We start from the raw sequence: 21,877 nt of genomic DNA, 5'->3' as shown, positions 1-21,877 counted from the left end.
CTCATTTAGCGATAAAATCCCAATCTTTGAATGCTATGTAAAAATAATGTTATTCGTGTTCACCCAAGATACGAACTTCTCGCTCTAAGGTAACACCTGAGTGTTCCTTGACTTTTTCGATAACAGATTGGATCAAGTCTTCATAGTCTTTGGCCGTTCCGTCAGCAACATTGATCATAAAACCGGCATGCTTTTCAGATACTTCCACACCACCGATTCGATAGCCTTTCAAGCCAGCCTCAGAAATCAACTGACCTGCAAAATGCCCAACTGGACGCTTAAAGACTGAACCACAAGATGGGTATTCTAATGGTTGTTTGAGTTCACGTAGGTGCGTCAAGCGGTCCATTTCTTGCTTGATAACCTGATGATTCCCTGGAGCCAAGGCAAATTTAGCTGACAAAACAACAGCCCCAGAATCCTGAATAGCTGAATGACGGTAACCAAAAGCCAAATCCTTGGCAGATAAGGTCTCGATTTCCCCTTCCTTGGTCAAAATTTGACAAGACTGCAAGATATGAGCAATCTCTCCTCCATAGGCACCCGCATTCATAAAGACAGCTCCTCCGATGCTTCCAGGAATCCCACAAGCAAACTCAAAACCAGTCAAACTATGACGGAGGGCAATACGTGTTGTTTCGATCAAGTTCGCTCCTGCTTCCGCTTCAATGGTATAGCCATCAACTGAAACGTTATTAAGCTTATCACACAAGATAACAAAACCACGGATTCCACCTTCACGAACGATGATATTGCTGGCATTTCCTAGCACCATCCAAGGAATATTCTCTTGATTGGCAAATTGGACGACACGGGCCATCTCATAGCGATTGCGTGGCAAAACTAAATAATCCGCTCGACCTCCTACCTTGGTATAGGTATAGGTCTTCAAGGGTTCCTTAAAACGAATATCGATTCCTTCTAGGATTTCAAGCATTTTTTCTTTTACTGACATGTCACTCTTCCTTTTTCAAAATTCATTCCATTATACCATTTTTAGAGACATTTGACGACCATAAAAAGAGCTTGTTTTATCTTTACATAAAAAAAGAGGTCACCCCTCTTTTTATGATTTTTTCCAAAATGTAGATTTTGTCAGCCAGATAAAGACTAAAAGTTCTACGAGAAGAATAAACTCAACTAGAAGCGGATTTGCAATCCATCCTACCTGAGATAATGCTGGAGCCAAGTCAAACAAGGCATGCAAACCATAGGCAGCAAGGAGGTAGATCCATTTCTTTTGACGGATACTTTGATAAACCCAGATGGAAAGACCGATTTGGAGAACCAAGGCAAGAACACGCTCAACTCCTAGTAAATAAACCTGCCATACAGAAAGAGACTGAACCGTTTCGAGTGTAGACTTTGGAAGAAGATTGGCTACATCAGTATTTGAAGACTGGATGAGTGAAAAGAGAATCAAAAGACTGATCAAGCTTCCCATTCCGAGATAGAGCATCTCCAAGCCCCCATGTCCCAAACCATAGGCCAAAGCATCTCGATCTTCTAGCTTTCTCTTTTTCTCCAACCATTTAAAAAAGATAAGACGAGCCGTTTCCTCAAAGAGGGCTGCCATAGCGATCCCATAAAGGACGTATAAGAAAGGCTGCTCCTGCATAAGCGGAATGGTTCCATCTTTTTGCGGATGGAGTATCAGAAGGTGAACCATCTTCTCTAACACTTGAGAAGAAACAAAAAATGCGATTGCCCCCAAGCCCATCACTGCAAGAGAGATTTTAAACCGTTTTTTGGCATACCAAGTTCCACTTACTAGAATGAGAACCAAAGCAATCATGGTGAGGATAATATGTACTGTCATCTTTTTCTCCTATTCCGACTTATCAATATCTTTCTTCATCTCGTCAACGTTAAATTTGGCAAATAAATACTGGCGATCTTGGACTGGAAAGCGTTGGTCCAACTGGTCGACTGCCCCAACCTCAATCATTCCTTCTTTGATAACAAAGTCCATCACATGCCCACCAAAGGTCAAATCATCTGAGATAAAATGCAAATGGTAGCCTGCAACACTCACTCCGTGGAAAATCTCCGGTGTCCAAAATCCAACAATAGTTCCGGATACATTTTCACGGCTATATTCAGGTTGGTGTGTCGCCACATCAGCAAACTTGGTATCAGGTGTGGATTTGGGAATCATCCGTACGTGCATTTGTGAAAATTCGCCATGAATCTTGATGGAACGAAAAAGATTTTCCCCATCATAGTAGGACTCAATCCGCTTTTCTAATTCCTTATCAGTCATCTCAAAGCGCTGACGGAAAATCACTTCTGCCTGATGAGGAACCACTGCTGCATAGGGAATAAGGGCATCCGCTGCCACTTCAACGATTTCAGGCGTTTGACCAGATCCCTTGGCTTGATAAGCTTTGCCATCAAGGACAATCAACTCCCCATCAATCGAATCCAAAGTTCCCAAGCCGAGGTCACCATGTTCCAGCAATTCTCCCACTGTCATGGTTCCACCATAGAGACCTGCCATTAAGGCACCTAGAGTATTGTATTGAAATAATTTAACCGGTTCCTGCACTTTTCTATCCATTCTCTTTCTTATCTTCTGTTCAATGAATCATCATACTTTCTAAGTATACCACATTTGCTCCTAGTTGTGAAAGGGAGAAATGCTTTTCCCATTGCCAAGTAGGCAAAAAAAAGGTACAATGTAACAAAATCAACGGAGGTCTGGAATGAAGATAGAAAGTAAATACCAAGCAGTCATTTCCTTTCTCAAAAAAGGTATCGAATCAGGAAAATTTCCAACAGGTAGCCGACTTCCCTCCATCCGTCAACTGAGCCAAGACTTCAGCTGTAGCAAGGACACTATCCAACGAGCCCTACTGGAATTACGCCATGAACAATACCTCTATGCTAAACCCCAAAGTGGCTACTATGTTCTAGAACAAGGACAGCACCAAGACTTGGAAATCGAAGTCACTGACGAGCATGCCAGTGCCTATGACGACTTCCGACTCTGTGTCAACGAAACTCTGATAGGCCGAGAAAACTACCTCTTCAACTACTATGACAACCAAGAAGGCCTTGAGGAACTTAGACAATCTGTCCATCAACTCCTCTTTGATCAAGCCCTCTACTGTAAACCCGACCAACTGGTTCTAACATCTGGCACCCAGCAAGCTCTCTTTATCCTTTCTCAGATTAACTTTCCGAGCGAGGGAGCTGAGATTTTGGTCGAACAACCGACTTACCACCGGATGAACCGCCTATTGGTCGCTCAGGGATTAGCCTACCAGACCATAGAACGCCGAATTGATGGCATTAACCTTGAAGAACTGGAAGAACAGTTCAAATCTGGAAAAATCAAGTTTTTCTATACCATTCCTCGCTTCCACTATCCTCTTGGACATTCCTATTCTGATCAGGAAAAAAGGGCCATTCTGGATCTAGCAAACCAGTATGGTGTTTACATCGTAGAGGATGACTATTTAGGGGATCTAGATCCTAGAAAGGGCCAAACCTTCCACTATCTGGATACTGAGGATCGGGTCATTTATATCAAGTCCTTCTCAACCAGCCTCTTTCCAGCCCTTCGTATTACCGCTCTCATTCTCCCAAATGCCCTAAAAGAGGCCTTTGTTTCCTACAAAAATATCCTGGACTATGACAGCAATCTCATCATGCAAAAGGCTCTGTCTCTTTACATCGATAGCCAGTTATTTGAAAAAAATCGACTGGCCAGACTGACCCTTCAAGAGAACTATCAGGCTCAGATTAAGGAAGTACTTGAAAAAAACACCTGTCCCTTGCCCCACTATCCTCTACACGATGGTCTCTTGCTTGATTTGAGACACTATCCTAAAATTGCCAGTTTGAAACACAGCTCACTCAAACTAGACTTTTTTGAGAAGGCTTATTTGAACGCCTGTCCTTATCAGTTCGCTAAAGTCACTCTTGAAAATCTAGAAGATCTATTACAATACATAAAAGCAGAGTTGGATTAAAGTCCAACTCTGCTTTTTCTTATTGTTCAACTTCTGTAAGTTTCGCTGCTTTTTCTAGATAGGTTTGATAAGTTCCTTCATCTTTTAGTTTTTGGATAACCTTATCTACTACTGCTTTCAAATCTGATTGATTCTTCTTGATGGCAACGGCATTGGCTTCGCCATCTTTCATCGTCAAGTTAACAGATGCAACAACAAGGTCTGAGTTTTTGCCTGCGTAGCTAAGAGCCACTGGTTCATCCATATGAACAGCATCCACTTTTCCAGCCTGCAATTCATTGACTGCTTCACCCATATTGGTCAAGGATGTCAACTGGGCATTTGGCAATTGTTCCTTGACCATGGTTTCTGGCACAGTTCCTTTTTGAGCTGCGATATTGGCACTTGCAAGGCTTGAAAGATCCTTGTATTTGTCTAAATCGGCTTTTCTAACCAAGAAACTCATCTTATTTTCATAGTAAGGAATTGAAAAGTCAAAGACTTCCTTTCTCTCATCTGTAGCACTAATTCCTGCTATGGCTAAGTCAGCCTTTCCAGTTTGAAGGCTGGTCAAGACATTGTCAAAACTCATACTTGAGATTTCAAGTTTAACCCCAAGCTCGTCCGCAATCGCTTGAGCCATATCAATATCTGCTCCAACTACCTGGTTTTTACCATCTACCAAGGCTTGGAATTCAAACGGTGCATAGTCTGGGCTGGTCGCAACAACTAGCTTTCCTTTTTGTTTAATAGCGTCCACAGCAGATTGGGAACTATCCGTTCCTGACTGACAAGCTACCAAAACCATGCTGGCAAGCATGCTACACACAACAAACATCCATTTCTTAAACTTCATAAATAAACGACCTTTCTGTTTTTCCTGAATAATTATAACTCTTTTAAAAATAGTTGTCAACCCTTTTAAAGATTTTGATTGTAAAACAATTCTTTTCATAAAAAAGAAGACTGATTTATTCTAATCAGCCTTTTGTTCTGTATATTTAAACCGTTTCTTATAGTTCGACAATCTTACCTGTTTCAAAGTAAACAACCCATTCACAGATATTTTTTGCGTAGTCTCCGATACGCTCCAAGAAAGAAATGACTTGGAAGTAATCACGACCTGTAACGATAGCTTCAGGATTTTTCCTAATTTCTTCTGTAGCCAAATCACGGATGTTATCAAAGTAATGGTTAATTTTTTCATCCATAGCCGCTACTTCGTAGGCTTGATCCACAGAACCATTCAGATAGAGATCTAGAGCTGCTTCAACGAAGTTTTTTACATCGCGTCCCATCTTTTTGATTTCTTCTTCAACAGAAGGGATACGTTGCTCCCCCTTCATACGAATGGTCGCCTCAGCGATAGACACTGCATGATCTCCCATGCGTTCCACGTCAGAAACTGCCTTGAGAACGGTCAAGACGGTACGAAGATCTTGCGAAACAGGTTGTTGGAGGGCAATCATTTCAAATGATTTCTTTTCCAACTTCACTTCATATTCATTTACTTCTGCATCGTCTTCGATGACTTCTTTTGCCAAATCACGGTCATGCGTAACAAAGGCACGCACTGTACGATTGATCTGCGAGAGCACTTCTTGTCCCATAGCATAGAACTGGTTGTGCAATTTCTCCAAATCTTCTTCAAATTGAGATCGTAACATCATTCAACTCCTTATCCAAATTTTCCTGTAATATAATCTTCTGTTTCCTTGTTTTGTGGGTCTAGGAACATCTTCTTCGTATCGTTAAACTCGATTAAATCCCCATCTAGGAAAAATCCTGTTTTATCAGAGATACGAGAAGCTTGTTGCATCGAACGCGTTACCAAGAGCATGGTGTATTTATCTTTCAGACCATACAAGGTTTCCTCAATCTTACCTGCAGAAATAGGATCCAAAGCTGAAGTTGGTTCATCTAAGAGGATAATTTTCGGACTGGTTGCTAAGACACGAGCAACACAAACACGTTGTTGTTGTCCACCAGAGAGACCAATGGCCGAATCATGCAACCGATCCTTTACTTCATCCCAGATAGAAGCACGTTGCAAGGCCTTTTCTACTGCTTCATCAAGAACTTGCTTGTCCTTGACCCCATTGATACGCAGCCCATAGACAACATTTTCGTAGATAGACATAGGGAAGGGATTAGGCTGTTGAAAGACCATACCGATTTCCTTACGCAATTCAACCGTATCGGTACGGGGGCTGTAGATATTGTGACCATTATAGACCACTGAGCCAGTTGTTGTCACCTCAGGATTTAGATCGCCCATGCGGTTGATGGCTTTGAGCAGGGTAGACTTTCCTGATCCAGAAGGACCAATCAAGGCCGTTATTTCCTTAGGTTGGAAAGAAAGGGAAACACTATTCAAGGCCTTCTTTTTATTGTAATAAACGGACAGGTCTGACACCTGTAAAATCGCTTCTGACATACCGTTTCCTTTCTAACCAAAGTGTCCCGTTACATAGTCATTGGTTGACTGTAACTTGGCATTTTGGAAAATATTGGATGTCTTATCGTACTCAATCAAATCACCCAAGTAGAAAAATCCAGTGTAGTCACTTGCACGCGCTGCCTGCTGCATACTGTGGGTAACGATGATGATGGTAAAGTCTTTCTTCAATTCCAACATAGTCTCTTCCAGCTGGGCTGTCGCAATCGGATCCAAGGCTGACGCTGGCTCATCCATCAAGAGGATGTCTGGCTTGACAGAGATGGCGCGAGCGATACAGAGACGTTGTTGCTGTCCACCAGAGAGCATCAAGGCTGATTTGTGGAGGTCGTCTTTGACCTGATCCCAAAGGGCAGCCTGTCTTAGAGAGGTTTCTACAATTTCGTCAAGGACTTTCTTGTCTTTAACACCTGCACGTTCATGAGCAAAAGTGATGTTGCGGTAAATAGACTTGGCAAATGGATTTGGACGTTGAAAGACCATTCCGATATGCTTGCGCATCTCATAGACATTGATTTCTGGACGGTTGACATCAATCCCTCGGTAGAGGATTTGACCTGTGACCTTGGCAATATCAATGGTATCATTCATCCGATTGAGACTGCGAAGATAAGTAGATTTCCCTGATCCAGAAGGACCAATCAAAGCTGTAATTTTATTTTTTTCAAATTGCATATCGATGCCCTTGATGGATTCATTTTTACCATAGTAAACATGTAAATCCTTAGTAGAGAGGGCCACTTTTTCTTCAGGGAAGGTGATGATATGCTTTTCATCCCAGTTATATTTTGACATGGCTTCTCCTTTAGGCAGCGGTTAATTTCTTGTGTAAATAGCTTCCGAGTTTGCGTGCTCCAAAGTTAAAAATCAAGATAAAGATGAGGAGCACAGCGGCAGAACCTGCTGATACGATAGTAGCATCAGGAATGGTTCCCTCACTGTTGACCTTCCAAATGTGGACAGCCAAGGTTTCTGCTTGACGGAAGATTGAGATAGGACTGGTAACACTGAGGATATTCCAGTTAGACCAGTCAAGGGCGGGAGCGGATTGTCCTGCCGTATAGATAAGAGCGGCGGCTTCACCAAAGATACGGCCAGATGCCAAGACAACACCCGTTACGATACCTGGAAGGGCTTCTGGAATGACGACATGGACCACAGTCTCCCAACGAGAAATTCCAAGAGCTAAGCCAGCCTCACGTTGTGTATGGTGAACGTGTTTTAAACTGTCTTCAACATTTCGAGTCATCTGAGGGAGGTTAAAGACCGTCAAGGCCAAGGCACCTGAAATGATTGAAAATCCATACTCAAACTGGACTACAAAAATCAAGTAACCAAAGAGACCCACAACGACTGATGGTAGAGAAGACAAAATCTCAATACAGGTACGAATAAAATTGGTCACAGGTCCTTTTTTGGCATACTCAGCAAGGAAAACGCCAGCTCCCATAGACAGGGGAACAGAAATGATCAAGGTAATGACCAAAAGGAAGAAGGAATTATAGAGCTGAATCCCAATACCCCCGCCTGCTTGATAAGAGGAAGATTTCCCAGTCAAGAAGGACCAAGAGATATGCGGTAACCCTCTCACCAAGATATAGAGAATCAAAGATGCCAAAATGGTCACGATGATACCCGCGATGATATAGAGGACAGCTGTTGCAAGTTTATCTAATTTCTTAGCGTGCATAGTTTTTCTTTCCTCTTTCTTTCGTAATCAATTTAATCACACTGTTGAAGGCTAAACTCATCAAGAGCAAGACTAGGGCCAGTGACCAGAGAACGTTATTATCAACCGTTCCCATGACGGTATTTCCGATACCCATAGTCAATACAGATGTCAAGGTCGCAGCTGGTGTTGTTAGCGAGGTTGGGATAACTGCTGAGTTTCCGACAACCATCTGAATAGCAAGAGCTTCACCGAAAGCACGCGCCATCCCAAAGACCACTGCAGTGAAAATACCTGAACGTGCTGCTTTCAAGGTCACACGCCAGATGGTTTGCCAACGAGTGGCTCCCATAGCTAAACTGGCTTCACGGTAATGACGAGGAACAGCACGCAAGCTGTCTGTTGTCATAAAGGTTACAGTTGGTAGGATCATGACAAAGAGAACGAAAATCCCTGACAAGATCCCAAAACCAGTTCCACCAAAGATGCTACGAACAAAAGGCACCACAACTTGCAAACCGATAAATCCATAGACGACTGAAGGAATACCGACGAGAAGTTCAATGGCTGGTTGCAAAATCTTTGCACCCTTTGGTGAGACTTCTGTCATAAAGACTGCAGCTCCGATAGCGAAGGGGGTTGCGATGAGGGCTGATAAAATCGTCACAATAAAGGAACCCAAAATCATTGGAAGGGCACCAAATTGTTTCCCTGAAGGATTCCAAGTTTGTCCAAAGAGGAAATCAAAGATGTTGACCCCATTGACAAAGAAGGTCGATAAGCCTTTTTGAGCTACAAAAATCAAAATCATGGCCACAATGATAACAATCAAAGAAAGGCAAGTGAAGGTCAAACCTTTACCAAACTTCTCAAGGCGAGAGTTCTTTGAAGGAGATAGTAATTTTTTTGATAATTCTTCTTGATTCATTATTGACCTCCTTCTACTGCTGTAACGGTACCTGAAGCATCCTTTTGGACTTTCATTTCATTGATAGAGATATAGCCCATGCCCTTAACAATTCCATTTTGGGCTTCATCTGAGAGGACGAAATTCAGGAATTCAGCAGCTAACTCATTTGGCTGACCAAGTGTGTACATATGTTCATAAGACCACAAAGGCCAGTTGTTGGTCGTTACATTCTCAGATGTAGGTTCATACCCATTCAGTTTCATGCTTTTCACGGAGTCATCTACATAGGCAAAAGCCAGGTAAGAAATGGCTCCAGGGGTTTGGGATACAATGGACTTGACCATCCCGTTAGAATCCTGTTCTTGACTCTGCATTGCCGATTGGCCATTCATAACCACCGTATCAAACGTCGCTCGTGAACCAGAACTTGCTGCTCGGTTGATGATTGAAATGGCCAGGTCTTTGCCCCCAACTTCTTTCCAGTTGGTCACTTCACCTGTAAAGATTTTGCGAAGTTGCTCGGTTGTGAGATTTTCAACATCCACTTCCTTGTTTACAATCACTGCAAGACCAGCCACTGCAACCTTGTGGTCTACCAGAGCTGAAGCATCGATTCCTTCTTTTTCCTCTGCAAAGACGTCAGAGTTCCCGATGTCAACTGCTCCAGACTGGACTTGAGATAGGCCTGTACCCGATCCACCACCTTGAACATTGACTGTTTTTCCGATGTTTCTAGAACCAAATTCATCTGCTGCCGCTTCGACAAGAGGCTGAAGAGCAGTTGAACCAACGGCTGTCATGGATTCTCCACGATCAATCCAGCTAGCGCATCCTGCTAGAGAACCTGCCATCAAAAGAGCTGCAAGAGACATGACGAGCTTTTTTCTTTTTTTCACTGTTATTCTCCTTGAACATAATGATAAATGTTCTGATTTCTTCCGTTTGTCCTGATCATCCAATTATCATCAATGATTGTCCCGCTTTATTTTATCTAGTCATTCTTAGGAGCGGACAATTCCATCGTATAATATAAGTAATAATGAAAGACTATCAGAAAAAACTCATACTTCCACTATAACATAGAATAGGCTCTTTGACTAGCTTTTTCACCTGAATCTGAGTCCTTTTGGATAATAATTTTTCAAAACATTTCCCGTTACCTTGGCAAAGCCTAATCCGTTTCCTTGAACCAGAACTTGGTACCAACCATTTGGTCGAGCTTCAGACAATTGAACAGTCTCACCAGCCACATATTTTACAAAGTCCTTATCATTGATTTCGACACTTTGTTTTACTTGGCTTGGTTTCAAGGCTAATCCGAGAGCAAAGCTTGGTTCGAAGCGTTTCTTCTTAAAAGTACCCAGATGGAGCCCATTTCGGGCAATTTTGAGTTTCCCTAGATTAGGTAGCATCTCTGGCAAGAGATAGAGCTGGTCTCCAAAAGTTTGCAAGATACCAGTTAGATTGACTCGCAAGTATTTTTGAACAAAATCATGCCACAAGTTCTGCTGTTCCCGACTGAGATTGCTTTTGCTAGCTTTGAATTTAGGTGCGGGATTTTGTCCCTTAAACTGCAGGTGGGCAACAAACTGGCCTTCTCCCTTGAAATGATGAGGATACATCCGCGCCGTTTCAGGAAGGTTAATTCCTGCTACCATACCGTTCACATGCTCGACTGGAAGCAGTTCAAAATCATAAGTATCCAGTAACCAGTGGACGATTTCTTCATTTTCTTCAGGTGCCCAAGTACAGGTAGAATAGACCAAACTGCCACCTTCTGCAAGCATGGTCACTGCATCTTCTAAAATTTCTCTTTGGAGACTGGCACATTGGCTCGGATAGTCGATGTTCCAATAATCCATGGCATCTGGTTGTTTACGGAACATTCCTTCACCCGAGCAAGGGGCATCAAGGACAATCACATCAAAATATCCTTTAAAGACCTTGGCTAAACGATCCGCAGACTCATTGGTCACGACTACGTTTGTAGCTCCAAACCGCTCCATATTTTCCACTAAAATCTTAGCCCGCTTGCTTGAAATTTCATTGGAAACAAGGACGCCCTGATTAGCCAGATAAGCGGCCAATTGAGTGGATTTCCCACCTGGCGCTGCCGCCAAGTCCAAGACCTTCATACCAGGACTTGGTTGAGCTACCTGGGCCACCATTTGGGCTGCAGGCTCTTGCGAATAAACGAAACCTGTCACATGCTCTGGAGACTTTCCAGAGATCTTACCATAATGCCCCCAAGGTGTATGAGGAATGGCATCTGCAAACGATAGCTGACTTTCTTTTAAGGGATTAACCCGAAAAGCCGATACCGCTTCCTGTTTAAAAGAGGCAAGAAAATCTCTTGCCTCATCTTCTAGTATCGCTTCATATTTTTCAACAAATCCTTCTGGAAATTGCATTTAGTTCTCTTTCCTTTCGTAGATATAAGACTGAATCTCCTCTTGCATCTCGATTGGCACCATCATGACAGGCTGACGCGTTTTAAAATCAGCGGGCTCACCTGATACCGTAAGAAGACGATAACCCAGACTTTCCCCTAAGATACTGGCCGCAGCGTAATCCCATGGTTGTAAGTAGGTAATATAAGTCAGCAGACGACCAGACAAAACCTTGGCAAAACTAATGGCCGCACTGCCATATACACGGACACCCAACGCTGCTCGGCCCAAATCTGCCAAACCCCACTCATTGCTTTCAAACATACCTGAGTTACCGGCAACTAAAAATTCTTGAAGAGGCTTCTTTTTAAAAGGGGGTAAGGGCTCATTATTGCGACAAGGAGGAAAGGCACCACCACCATAGTAACAATCGCCTTTCATGACATCATAGATAATGCCAAATTTGCCCACACCATTCTCAAAATAAGCCAACATAACGGCAAAATCTTCCTGCTGGGCGACAAAGTTATTGGTACCGTCAATGGGATCAATCACCCAAACAGAACCTTGACCGACTGCAGCACGTAAACAGCCCTCTTCCGCGCAAATCAAATCCTCAGGATAGGTGGACTTGATCCGATCAACCAAGAGTTCCTGGACCTCCTTATCCAAACGTGTCACCAAGTCAGTAGGGGAAGACTTGCGCTCAACCTGCAAATCTTCTTTCATGTGAGCCAAAATATAGTTAGCAGCTTCCTGCACAATCTGTTTGGCAAATTCAAATTTAGTTTCCAAGAGAAATCTTCCCTTCTCTTTTTTCTTTTGCTAATTGAACCGCATGATAGCAGGAATAACCGCTAGCCGTCTCAAATTCGCGACCTAAACGTTTTTCTTCACTTTTGCTTGGAACCACAGACTTAAATTTCTTGTAAGATTCTAGCAGTTTTTTTGCTTCAACCTTATCTTCATAAGCAGCTTCAACATCATTAAAAAAAGAAAGCACTGAAGCAAGTTCTTCAGTGCTCCACGACAAATCTAGTGGGTAACTATACTGTTTGTTCATCTATCCAATACCAGCTCTCAATGTTGCTTCTTTCAATTCCTGTTTACGGTAACTACGAGGGAGAAAAGCACGAATCTCATCTTCATTAAAACCGATCTGCATGCGTTTGGTATCTATAATGATTGGGCGACGCAAAAGACTAGGATATTGCTCAATCAACTGAAGCAACTCCGATACCGAGATACTCTCTACATCAATATCCAATTTTTGAAAAATTTTTGAACGAGTTGAAATGATGTCATCAGTACCATTTTCGGTCAAGGAAAGAATATGTTGTAATTCTTTTCTTGTTAAAGGACTAGTCATAATATTATGCTCTTGAAAGGGCACTTTATGCGTCTCTAACCAAGCCTTTGCCTTACGACATGATGTACAACTCGGTGATAAAAATAGTGTAATCATGCTTTTCTCTTCTTTTATCTATACTTGCTATTTCTATTATACAAAAAAATAAAGCGCTTGACTAGGTATTTTTAGAAAAAAAGCCTATTTTTTCATAGAAAATAGACTGTTTTCTGCAAAAATCTCCTGCTTTGCAAGTTTATCTTTAGGATAACCTAACAATAAATAGGGAGTAGAGCAACTTCTCTCGTTTTTTATTAAAAATACAGAATTTTTTCCACTATTTCCTTGAAGCTTTAACAAGAAGGAAACCAAACATTCCTTCATACAAAACAAAGAAAAGTACAAAGGCATGGAGAAAGAAAGTCTCTGGCAAAATCCAAATAACGGGATCCTTTGCTGGATCAAAAAGCCAGGTATCATCTCCCACAAAGAGAATCTGATGGAAAAGAGTAAAAAATTGCTCAAAACCAATCAACACTCCTACAAGGCCAATGATTAGAGGCAATAGTACTAGAGTTAGGATACTTTTACGATATAGGGGCAAAAAGCCTTTTTTTACAATCTTTCTAACAAAGAAATAGAAACTTGGAAGTGTCACTAGGGCAACTAGCTGAACTAGGTGAAAGAGATTCTTCACCACCGCAAAGTGATGTAAACCAGCCGCTGATGAACGAAAATCTGGCATCTCCAAGACCTGACTAAAGGGATTGGTCAGGTAATTCATCAAGATATGAAAGTTATACAGAATGGTTTCTCGCTTTAGATAGACTCGATCCACTAAGTTTGGCCACTCAATCTCCAAAGGATAGAAAATCCATGCCAGATAAATGGTCAGAAGAATAGAAAAAGAGAGGAGAAAGAGCATACTTCCCCAAAAGGTTAGTTTAGTCTTCATCAAAATCCCACTCCTCTAGGCTAGAAAGCACATGTGTTGGTGCAATTGGCAAGTCCGCCACTTCTTCTGCCTTTGTAAAACCTGTCGTCACCAAGAGCGTTGGAATGCCATTGTCAATCCCTGCTCGGATATCCGTCAGATAGTTGTCCCCGACCATGAGCAAGTCTTCTCGATCTATACCCAGATGTTCCACGGCCTTTTCCATGATGATCGCATTCGGTTTTCCGATATATACTGGTTTGACCCGTGTAGCGACTTCAAGAAGTGTTACAAGTGAACCAGCACCAGGCAAAAGACCGCGTTCCGTCGGGATATTGAGGTCTGGATTGGTTCCGATAAAGTGAGCCCCCTTTTGAATGGCTAGAGTCGCCGTCGCAAATTTTTCATAGTCGACTTGCCAGTCCAGTCCAACGACCACATAGGCAGGATTTTCCTTGTCTTCGACATAACCAGCCGCCTGAATGGCATCCTTGAGTCCTGCTTCTCCGATGACATAGACTGTCTTTTCCAATCCCAAGTCATTCATATAGTCGATGGTTGCCAGAGTTGCTGTGTATACAGTCGATAGAGGGGTGTTGATATTAAAATTCTTAGCCAACACCTCTTGTACACTCTCAGGAGTACGAGTTGTATTGTTGGTTACAAAGAGATAAGGAATTGCTCGCTTTTGTAACTCATGGACAAAAGCCTCACCCGCCGGAATCCGGTCTTTCCCCTTGTAAATGGTCCCGTCTAAATCAATTAAATAACCTTTATAAGCCATATCGTCCTTTCTAATTCGCTTCAATTTCTTGCCACGTAATCATAGCTTGGGCATTGATCTCGCCATCACTGATAATCTCATGCTTGCTTTCTAGTCCCTTGAGTTCATAAGCTGAAGCAATCATGCCACCTGGTCGCACTTCTTTGACATATTTGAGATTGATTTTTTTTGGAATATACTTGGTCAAAAAGTCTGCTCCCATGACCTCAAAAATCCAATCCAGGTATTTGCTGTTATTAACATGACCATTCATATCCAAGTCGTAAAAACGAACATGGTAGTCTTTACTGATCGGATCTTCTAGATTTGCATACTTTGGCCCGCGGATGAGTTTTTTATCAAACTCAGACTGGTAAGGCGCAACAATCTCCGGTTCGACAGCATGGACTTTCCGACTGTCTCTGTCCATGAGAACAAAGGTTGCTACCATGCGAATGATTTCTTGACCTGCTCCATCATAGATAGTGAAACGGCGGTAGCAAAAAAGACGATTGTAAGTCAATGCTTCTGTTTCAATCGTAATCTCTTCAGCAAAGCGAGGCAAGCGAACCACGTCAATCGCATAGTCTGTAATAATCCAGACCAGATTGTAGCGTTCTAACATATCCTTGTCACTGACTCCCAGCTCAATCGATTGCATACCGGATACTTGCAGGGACAGCAAAATCACATCTGGAAGTTTGATATGACCGTTCATGTCCGCCATATCAAAAGGAATTTTCATTTTCATTTGATAAGTTAAGCCCATTGTTCTACTCCAAAATAAATCGTTCTGCTACAGTGTCTCCCAAGAAGAGACCTCTCTTTGTCATTCGGACACGATCACCGTCGATCTGCATAAGTCCTTGCTGAACCAAGTCTCTGATGATTTCGCCATAAAGTTCATCAAAGGACAGTCCAAATTTTTCCTCAAATCGCGCCACGGAAACCCCGGATTTTTTCCGGAGGCCTAGGAACATTTCTTCTTCCATCTGCTCCCTTTGACTCAGGTGTTCTTCTGTAATCCGAGCATCTCCTGCCTCTACCGCATTGAGATAGTGGCGGATAGGACCATGATTTTTATAACGCACCCCGTTCACATAACCTGAAGCACCCGCACCGATACCATAATACTCGGCATTGTCCCAGTACATGAGATTGTGGCGACTTTCAAATCCGGGTTTAGAGAAATTGGAAATCTCATAATGCTCAAAACCAGCTCGCTCCAGTTCTGCGATGATGTACTCAAACATCTCCGCTTCTAACTCTTCCTTGGGTAGGGGCAACTTCCCTCGTCGCATGCGGTTCATAAAGACCGTATGATTTTCCAAAATCAAGCTATAAAGGCTCATATGAGGAATATCAAGCGAGATAGCCTTAGCCACATTGTCCTTGACCTGAGCCATAGTTTGACCTGGAAGAGCATAGATTAGATCAATGGAGATATTGTCAAAACCAGCCAGTTTGAGACGGTCGATATTCTCATAAATATCCTTTTCTAAATGACTGCGCCCAATCTTTTTCAGCATTTTGTCATCAAAAGTCTGCACACCTAAAGAAACACGATTGACTGGCGACTGTTTCAAAACCGCAATTTTATCCGCATCTAAGTCTCCTGGATTAGCCTCAATGGTCAACTCTTCCAAGACAGACAAATCTAGGTTTTTAGTCAAACCATCTAAGAGCACCTCTAATTGCGGAGCTGACAAAGCCGTTGGCGTTCCACCTCCAATATAGAGAGTTGACAACTTTTGGATATCATAAGAACGAAACTCCTCTAGCAGATGCTCCAGGTAACTATCTACTGGTTGATTCTTGATAAAAACTTTTGAAAAGTCACAATAATAACAAATCTGTGTGCAAAAGGGAATATGCACGTAGGCGGACGTTGGTTTTTTCTGCATAGTATTTATTATACCACAAAGACAGGCTTGCAGATAAAAATCACCATCTCCAAAAAACAGAGATGGTGATACCTTATACTTCAGTAATATCGATGATGATTTCTTCTTGGTCTTCAGCGACGTCTGGAGTTGCTGACTGTTCTTGCCATTGCTCCTTGAGATTGTTAAAGGTTTCCTTGGATGCTTCTGTCGCTTGTCGAGCACAGTTTTTAGCTTGGTCAAGGACACTATCAAAAGTGATTTCACCAGATTCTACTTGTTCCTTTGTTTTCAGCACAAAGTCAGTTGCCTGTTCCTTCACTTCTGTTAGTTTTTCACAGACTTGCTCTCTAGCATATTCTGGATCTTCTCTCAAATCATCTAGAAAATCCTGAGCTTGACTACAAACTTGCTTACCCTTGTCACTCGTCAAAAACAAAGCAAGAGCAGCACCTGAAACTGTTCCTAAAAGGATAGAGGATAGTTTTCCCATGAGATTTCTCCTTTTTTATTTTTTGAAAAATTTACTTGCGACACGGAGAGCTGACAAGCCTGCACCTGTTTTAATGGTTTTTGAACCAGCAGATGAAGCTTTTTTACCTAAAACACGCGCATGTTGGTTGAGATCAGATACTGACTCTGACAAGTCCGCCACCGCTGTAAAAAGTGGATCAATCGTCGCAACTTTGATATTGATATCGTCTGCTAACACATTGACCTTAACCAACAATTCATTGGTCTGATGCAAGGTAACGTTCACATCTGAGCTCAACGTTTTGATGGTTTTCTCTGTCTCATCAATCATACGACCGGCTTTTTGAATCGTGATTGTCAAATAGACTAAACAGACAATCAAAGCAATCGCAACAAGTATATATGCAACTTCTAACATTTATTTTTCCTCCTCTGTATGATAGAAAGGGGCTTTCTTTCGATTTTGATAAAGTATGATAAAAATACCGAGTCCGATAAGGATAACTGATAACCATTGGGAAACTCGTAGGCCAAAGAACATGAGACTATCCGTCCGCATCCCTTCGATGATCATACGACCAAAACCATACCAAATCAAGTAGAAAGCAGTGATATGACCACGTCTGATTCCCTTCAATTTTCTTCTAAAAATCAGAATCAAAGCAAATCCAATTAGATTCCAAACCGACTCATATAGGAAGGTCGGCTGACGGTAGCTCCCCTCAATGTACATCTGATCACGGATAAAGTCTGGCAAATAATCCAGACTATCTACTGCTGCACCGTAGGCTTCTTGGTTAAAGAAGTTCCCCCAGCGCCCTAAACTCTGGGCAATCATGACGCTCGGTGCTGCAATATCTAAGAAATCCCAAGTATTAATCAGCTTTCTATCTGCAAAGATATAAAGGACAATAGCACCCGCTATCAATCCTCCGTAAATGGCCAAGCCACCATTCCAGATGGCGATGATTTCACCTGGATTTTGCAGATAATAATCTAAGCGAAAGAGTACGTAGTATAGTCTAGCACCTAAAATAGCTACTGGAAAAGCAATCAGGATAAAATCCAAAATATCATCTGATAGAATTCTCTTTTTAGGAGCTTCTTTCATGGCAAGGTAGACTGCTAAAACCAAACCAGCTACAATACACAAAGCATACCAACGAATAGCAAAGGGACCAATTTCAAATGCGACTGGATTAATCATGTTTCACCTCATTTTGAGCGATTAGATTTGTCAAGCGTTCTTCAAATAAACGTGTCGCATCAAAGCCCATTTCTTTAGCACGATAGTTCATGGCAGCCGCCTCAATAACAACGGAGATATTGCGTCCTGTTTTTACTGGGATGCGGATACGCGGAATCGTTACACCAGAAACTTCGAGTTCTTCGGCATTGTTTCCTAGACGGTCAAAGGTCTTATGCGTATCATAATTTTCCAAATAAACTGCTAGCTGAACTTGTGAAGAATCTTTTACAGCACTTGCACCATAGAGACTCATGATATCGATAATCCCAACTCCACGAATCTCAAGTAAATGTTTCAAGATTTCAGCAGGTTCGCCCCAAAGAGTCATCTCATCCTTAGAATAAATATCTACACGATCGTCTGCTACTAGACGGTGTCCACGCTTCACAAGTTCAAGACCTGTCTCGCTCTTACTGATACCACTATCCCCTTGGATCAAGACACCCATGCCATAGATATCCATCAAGACACCATGCACGCTAGTACGTTTAGCCAAACGGGAATCAAGGTAGCTAGAAAGTTCTCCAGATAAACGACTGGTTGCTGTTCGACTGGTTAAAATCGCAATCTTACATTCTCTAGCAGCCCTCAACATTTCCTCTGGCACTACCAGACCACGAGCCACGATAACCGCAGGTGTTTCAGGTAGAAACATTTTCTTCAAAACTTGATAACGGTTCTGGGCAGGCATAGCAACTAAATAGGACCACTCCTTCATCCCTAACAGCTGAATCCGTTCTGGTGTATAGTAATCAAAATAGCCCGTCATTTCAAGACCAGGTCTCATAATGTCCGCAGTATTGATTTCTTTTTCAAGTAATTCGCCTTCACCATAGACAATATCTAGTCTGAGTTTTTCAATGACATCTCTTACTAAAACCGACATAATTTCCTCCTTCAATCGAGTTCTCCCTACTATTATATCAGATTGTAGGTGGAAGTTTCCTTTTTTTGCAGGATTTACAGTATTTATTTGATGTAGCTTGGGAAAAGATTTGACTAGTAAGTCTTTTCGTACTCTTTTAAATTAACCGAGACAAATCTACTGCAAATCGGTCAACGTCTATCACTAAGTCCCTTCCAGATTTTTCTAAGTAAATTCTTGGGAAACCTTTTGTTAACATTCTGTTTGCATCAGCCATAGCTTGAGGATAGGTATAGAACTGTTGACCTTGTGGAAACTGATTTTGGACTTGCCATTCTTCAAACTCCTTCAAAAAAGTCTTATGAGATGGCATACTGACTTCTTCGAACAAGGAATGGTCAAAAAATCGTACTAAACGATATAGACCATGAATCTCATCCGCAAAGCACTTATCAATTTTTTCATAGGGGTAACCTCGTCTCTGATAAGCTTGGCATAAGTTTTGTAAGGACTCACTTAATGCAACTGCATCTTTTCTTGCCAAACTTATAAAATACCGAACAGAAAATTCTTCCATGCCAGTTCGTTTTTTCTTCCCTAAAAACTGTTGTGCACGCAAGAGAGACTCGGATAATCTTTCTTCATCTTGATAATAAAGAGCGTATAAAAGATTCATCACATTTTCTGGATAATAGGTTCCTTTCAACAAGGGTAAATCTTTGGGGATGAATGATGGAATGGCTGAAAAATCGTTACAAGCAAAAGAGGTAAACAAGCCTTTCAAAATCCCTTCTGTGTAAATGGTTCCACTTGCTAACAAACCGCCTCTCATCAACTCAGTTCTTCCTGTTTGCCATAGCGCGTTGTTTAACTGTGTATAATCCCCATCTAAAAACGCCGCATAATAGGCAAAATATTGAATATCATCTAGCAATAAGCTATTGTACAATTTTACTCTTAAAACCTTGTCAGACAATACTTTTGAATCGGTCAAATATTCTTCAAAAATTCTTTTGTTTGACTCTTCAAATTCCTTCCAATCTATCGGATTAGCACAATAACCCCAATCTTCCAAGTGATTTTCACGCATCTTTTGATATTCTTTTATATACTCTTTCATAAGAATTTGTTCCTCTAAATACTATGCAAAAAAAAGACTAGACAAGTCTAGCCTTTCATTTCAAATTAGAATTTTTTACGTTTACGAGCTGCTTCTGATTTACGTTTACGTTTTACAGAAGGCTTTTCATAGAATTCACGTTTGCGTGTTTCTTGAAGAGTACCAGCTTTAGTAACCGCACGTTTGAAACGACGAAGTGCATCGTCAAGAGATTCATTCTTACGTACTACTGTTTTAGACATTTTTTTCACTCCCTTCAAGTTCAAGATCTATTCCATTTTACACGCAAAATGAATATTTGTCAAGGGAAAACTGCCATAAACTTATATTATCTTCCCTTTTCTTTTTAAAAGGGACAACGTATTAGAATAGATGTCATAATAGCGAAAAAAATTATTTTAATCCTGTTCAGAAACAACTTTTATTTCTTTATCATTTACAATAACAGCTTGTGAATTGTTCATTCGCATTAAGTCGAGCTGATTTTTATAGGTTTCAAAGGTCTTCTTGCTACTATCAGTAAAAGGCTCCTCACCATAATGTGGAAGGATGTAAAACTCCACTTCATTCAATCCCGTTGTATCCGATAACTCTTTCGCTACCGTCTTGTCATCCATGAGCTTATTGTAGTCAATATCCTTGGCAGTAATGATAGCCCCTGCTGATTCCCCCACATAGATCAGCCCATCTCTTATTTGTTCTTTGATAAGAGATAGGAGTTGTTTTTTCTTTAATTCTTGTAATAAATAAAATGTATTCCCGCCAGAGATATAAAGAATTTTGCTTTGGAAAATCTTTGCCTGTGCAGTTTCTCGATCACAAGAAGCAATATCTAAAACCTCTATCTCAAATCCTAAATCTTTGAATGTTTGCTGAGCCTCATCGATATAGGCAGTATAATCCTCTTTGTTCCCAGCGGTAGGAATAAATAAAACCTTGTTTTCTAGATTCTTTTCCTTTGCATAATCGCTAAAAAGCTTTTTGACTCCAGCAAAGTATGAACATAAAAATAATTGTTTCATGATTGTACCTCCATTAATGTTTAACAATTTTATAAAGGATCCACGATCCCTTTCTTTGACTAGTTATAAGCTCAAGCCCTATTAACAACAAGAATCGTCTAAATGCTTCTTCGCTTTGGACCTCTGGTAAAAAGTAAGACAACTTATTATATTCACAAGCCAGTAAGAGCATCCCGTCTGATTTGAGTATTCTTCGAAGTTCCATAAAAGAAGCCTCTAGATCCTGCCAATGAAAATGAGTTTGAAAGGCTGTGATTAAATCAAAACTTTCATCAGAAAAGCCTGTCTCCCTAACGTCTCTTCGTTCAAAATTTAGATTAGTCATCTCTACCTGTTTGGCTTGAGCTATTGCAGTATCTGAAATATCGATTCCAGTTATGGTACTTTGCGGAAAAGTTTCTTTCAGCAGGATAGTTGAACGACCATTTCCAACTCCTACATCTAAGATTACAGGGTAAAATGTCCTATCCAGATGACGAATTGCCCATACAAACATGGGGAGATAGGCTCTATTCCACAATTTCATCATTCGTTTTCCTAGAAAGCCCGAAGGGTTCTTTGATTGCTGAATGAGACGAGAAAACAGTAACATTAAAAGTAAAAAACAAGCAAAACCAATTATATAAATCAAAGTCGAGCCTCCTCGTATAGCTATATTATACCACTTTAGTAAAATTGTGAATAATTGATGCAGAATAATTAAACGATTTTCAAATCAATTACCAAAAAGAGAGAACCAATTGGTTCTCTCTTTCTGTTAGACTGACATCTTCTTAGATAGCAATGAATGTAATCATTTCAATCAAGTATCTAAAACAACTTACTAGATGACTTTC

27 protein-coding genes are annotated in these 21,877 nt (G+C 41.3%); 1 reads left to right on the top strand and 26 read right to left on the bottom strand.

Annotated features, from left to right (window positions below; translation table 11 throughout):
- Positions 1-49 precede the first annotated feature (49 nt).
- The 3 genes from murB to budA all read right to left on the bottom strand — a co-directional run bounded on the left by murB (position 50) and on the right by budA (position 2,560).
- The gene (gene murB / locus KX728_RS03545) at positions 50-955 is read right to left on the bottom strand and encodes a UDP-N-acetylmuramate dehydrogenase (protein ID WP_215804802.1); all 906 of its coding nucleotides are present in this window, start codon (positions 953-955) and stop codon (positions 50-52) included.
- A gap of 111 nt (positions 956-1,066) precedes the next feature.
- On the bottom strand, positions 1,067-1,819 hold the full coding sequence (locus KX728_RS03540) for a YhfC family intramembrane metalloprotease (RefSeq protein ID WP_215804803.1): 753 nt from the start codon (positions 1,817-1,819) through the stop codon (positions 1,067-1,069).
- A 9-nt stretch (positions 1,820-1,828) separates the two neighbouring features.
- On the bottom strand, positions 1,829-2,560 hold the full coding sequence (budA, locus tag KX728_RS03535) for an acetolactate decarboxylase (RefSeq protein WP_000375405.1): 732 nt from the start codon (positions 2,558-2,560) through the stop codon (positions 1,829-1,831).
- A gap of 145 nt (positions 2,561-2,705) precedes the next feature.
- Between budA and KX728_RS03530 the strand changes: the two genes are divergently transcribed.
- Entirely contained in the window at positions 2,706-3,977 is a 1,272-nt protein-coding gene (locus KX728_RS03530) for an aminotransferase-like domain-containing protein (RefSeq protein WP_215804804.1), read from the top strand.
- 19 nt (positions 3,978-3,996) lie between these two features.
- Here KX728_RS03530 and KX728_RS03525 read toward each other — a convergent pair whose 3' ends face one another.
- The 23 genes from KX728_RS03525 to KX728_RS03415 form a co-directional block, all read right to left on the bottom strand.
- Positions 3,997-4,812, bottom strand: a complete 816-nt coding sequence (locus KX728_RS03525; RefSeq protein WP_084878886.1) for an ABC transporter substrate-binding protein — start codon at positions 4,810-4,812, stop codon at positions 3,997-3,999.
- Positions 4,813-4,969: 157 nt separating this feature from the next.
- A complete protein-coding gene (gene phoU / locus KX728_RS03520) occupies positions 4,970-5,623 on the bottom strand; it encodes a phosphate signaling complex protein PhoU (RefSeq protein WP_084878583.1) in 654 nt (217 codons plus the stop codon).
- 11 nt (positions 5,624-5,634) lie between these two features.
- Positions 5,635-6,393: a phosphate ABC transporter ATP-binding protein PstB gene (gene pstB, locus KX728_RS03515; protein WP_001287329.1), complete on the bottom strand. Its 759-nt coding sequence runs from the start codon at positions 6,391-6,393 to the stop codon at positions 5,635-5,637.
- Positions 6,394-6,405: 12 nt separating this feature from the next.
- The gene (gene pstB, locus KX728_RS03510) at positions 6,406-7,209 is read right to left on the bottom strand and encodes a phosphate ABC transporter ATP-binding protein PstB (RefSeq protein ID WP_000049851.1); all 804 of its coding nucleotides are present in this window, start codon (positions 7,207-7,209) and stop codon (positions 6,406-6,408) included.
- Between the two features lie 10 nt (positions 7,210-7,219).
- Positions 7,220-8,104: a phosphate ABC transporter permease PstA gene (gene pstA / locus KX728_RS03505; RefSeq protein WP_215804805.1), complete on the bottom strand. Its 885-nt coding sequence runs from the start codon at positions 8,102-8,104 to the stop codon at positions 7,220-7,222.
- Positions 8,094-9,011 (bottom strand): phosphate ABC transporter permease subunit PstC, encoded by a 918-nt coding sequence (gene pstC / locus KX728_RS03500; RefSeq protein ID WP_001070950.1) that lies wholly within the window; start codon positions 9,009-9,011, stop codon positions 8,094-8,096. The genes pstA and pstC overlap by 11 nt, the downstream gene beginning before the upstream one ends.
- Positions 9,011-9,889, bottom strand: coding sequence for a phosphate ABC transporter substrate-binding protein PstS (locus KX728_RS03495; protein WP_007520299.1), 879 nt, complete (start codon positions 9,887-9,889; stop codon positions 9,011-9,013). Before KX728_RS03495 ends, pstC begins: the two co-directional genes overlap by 1 nt.
- 210 nt (positions 9,890-10,099) lie before the next feature.
- On the bottom strand, positions 10,100-11,404 hold the full coding sequence (locus KX728_RS03490; protein WP_215804806.1) for an RsmF rRNA methyltransferase first C-terminal domain-containing protein: 1,305 nt from the start codon (positions 11,402-11,404) through the stop codon (positions 10,100-10,102).
- On the bottom strand, positions 11,405-12,178 hold the full coding sequence (locus tag KX728_RS03485) for an inositol monophosphatase family protein (RefSeq protein ID WP_215804807.1): 774 nt from the start codon (positions 12,176-12,178) through the stop codon (positions 11,405-11,407).
- Positions 12,168-12,446, bottom strand: a complete 279-nt coding sequence (locus tag KX728_RS03480; RefSeq protein WP_049505535.1) for a UPF0223 family protein — start codon at positions 12,444-12,446, stop codon at positions 12,168-12,170. The genes KX728_RS03485 and KX728_RS03480 overlap by 11 nt, the downstream gene beginning before the upstream one ends.
- Positions 12,447-12,848 (bottom strand): Spx/MgsR family RNA polymerase-binding regulatory protein, encoded by a 402-nt coding sequence (locus KX728_RS03475; RefSeq protein ID WP_000631261.1) that lies wholly within the window; start codon positions 12,846-12,848, stop codon positions 12,447-12,449.
- Between the two features lie 220 nt (positions 12,849-13,068).
- Complete coding sequence (locus tag KX728_RS03470) at positions 13,069-13,686, bottom strand: TIGR01906 family membrane protein (RefSeq protein WP_215804808.1); 618 nt, start codon at positions 13,684-13,686, stop codon at positions 13,069-13,071.
- Complete coding sequence (locus KX728_RS03465) at positions 13,676-14,449, bottom strand: TIGR01457 family HAD-type hydrolase (protein ID WP_215804809.1); 774 nt, start codon at positions 14,447-14,449, stop codon at positions 13,676-13,678. The genes KX728_RS03470 and KX728_RS03465 overlap by 11 nt, the downstream gene beginning before the upstream one ends.
- 10 nt (positions 14,450-14,459) lie before the next feature.
- Complete coding sequence (locus KX728_RS03460; RefSeq protein ID WP_215804810.1) at positions 14,460-15,197, bottom strand: acyl-[acyl-carrier-protein] thioesterase; 738 nt, start codon at positions 15,195-15,197, stop codon at positions 14,460-14,462.
- 4 nt (positions 15,198-15,201) lie between these two features.
- On the bottom strand, positions 15,202-16,332 hold the full coding sequence (gene hemW, locus KX728_RS03455) for a radical SAM family heme chaperone HemW (protein ID WP_215804811.1): 1,131 nt from the start codon (positions 16,330-16,332) through the stop codon (positions 15,202-15,204).
- 73 nt (positions 16,333-16,405) lie between these two features.
- Positions 16,406-16,804: a YtxH domain-containing protein gene (locus KX728_RS03450; RefSeq protein WP_000517390.1), complete on the bottom strand. Its 399-nt coding sequence runs from the start codon at positions 16,802-16,804 to the stop codon at positions 16,406-16,408.
- 15 nt (positions 16,805-16,819) lie between these two features.
- On the bottom strand, positions 16,820-17,203 hold the full coding sequence (locus KX728_RS03445; RefSeq protein ID WP_000895033.1) for a DUF948 domain-containing protein: 384 nt from the start codon (positions 17,201-17,203) through the stop codon (positions 16,820-16,822).
- A complete protein-coding gene (gene lgt / locus KX728_RS03440; protein ID WP_215804812.1) occupies positions 17,204-17,992 on the bottom strand; it encodes a prolipoprotein diacylglyceryl transferase in 789 nt (262 codons plus the stop codon).
- On the bottom strand, positions 17,985-18,920 hold the full coding sequence (gene hprK, locus KX728_RS03435; protein ID WP_215804813.1) for an HPr(Ser) kinase/phosphatase: 936 nt from the start codon (positions 18,918-18,920) through the stop codon (positions 17,985-17,987). Before hprK ends, lgt begins: the two co-directional genes overlap by 8 nt.
- A 136-nt stretch (positions 18,921-19,056) precedes the next feature.
- Complete coding sequence (locus tag KX728_RS03430) at positions 19,057-20,019, bottom strand: hypothetical protein (RefSeq protein ID WP_215804814.1); 963 nt, start codon at positions 20,017-20,019, stop codon at positions 19,057-19,059.
- A 65-nt stretch (positions 20,020-20,084) separates the two neighbouring features.
- Complete coding sequence (rpsU, locus tag KX728_RS03425; protein ID WP_000048054.1) at positions 20,085-20,261, bottom strand: 30S ribosomal protein S21; 177 nt, start codon at positions 20,259-20,261, stop codon at positions 20,085-20,087.
- A 156-nt stretch (positions 20,262-20,417) separates the two neighbouring features.
- Positions 20,418-21,041, bottom strand: coding sequence for a Type 1 glutamine amidotransferase-like domain-containing protein (locus KX728_RS03420; RefSeq protein ID WP_070697383.1), 624 nt, complete (start codon positions 21,039-21,041; stop codon positions 20,418-20,420).
- A 13-nt stretch (positions 21,042-21,054) separates the two neighbouring features.
- Entirely contained in the window at positions 21,055-21,672 is a 618-nt protein-coding gene (locus KX728_RS03415) for a class I SAM-dependent methyltransferase (protein WP_215804815.1), read from the bottom strand.
- Positions 21,673-21,877: the final 205 nt, after the last annotated feature.

This window comes from Streptococcus oralis, from assembly GCF_019334565.1.
GTDB classification, from domain to species: domain Bacteria; phylum Bacillota; class Bacilli; order Lactobacillales; family Streptococcaceae; genus Streptococcus; species Streptococcus oralis_CR.
The sequence above is the reverse complement of the archived record's forward strand: the minus strand, read 5'-3'. Positions and strand labels throughout refer to the sequence as shown.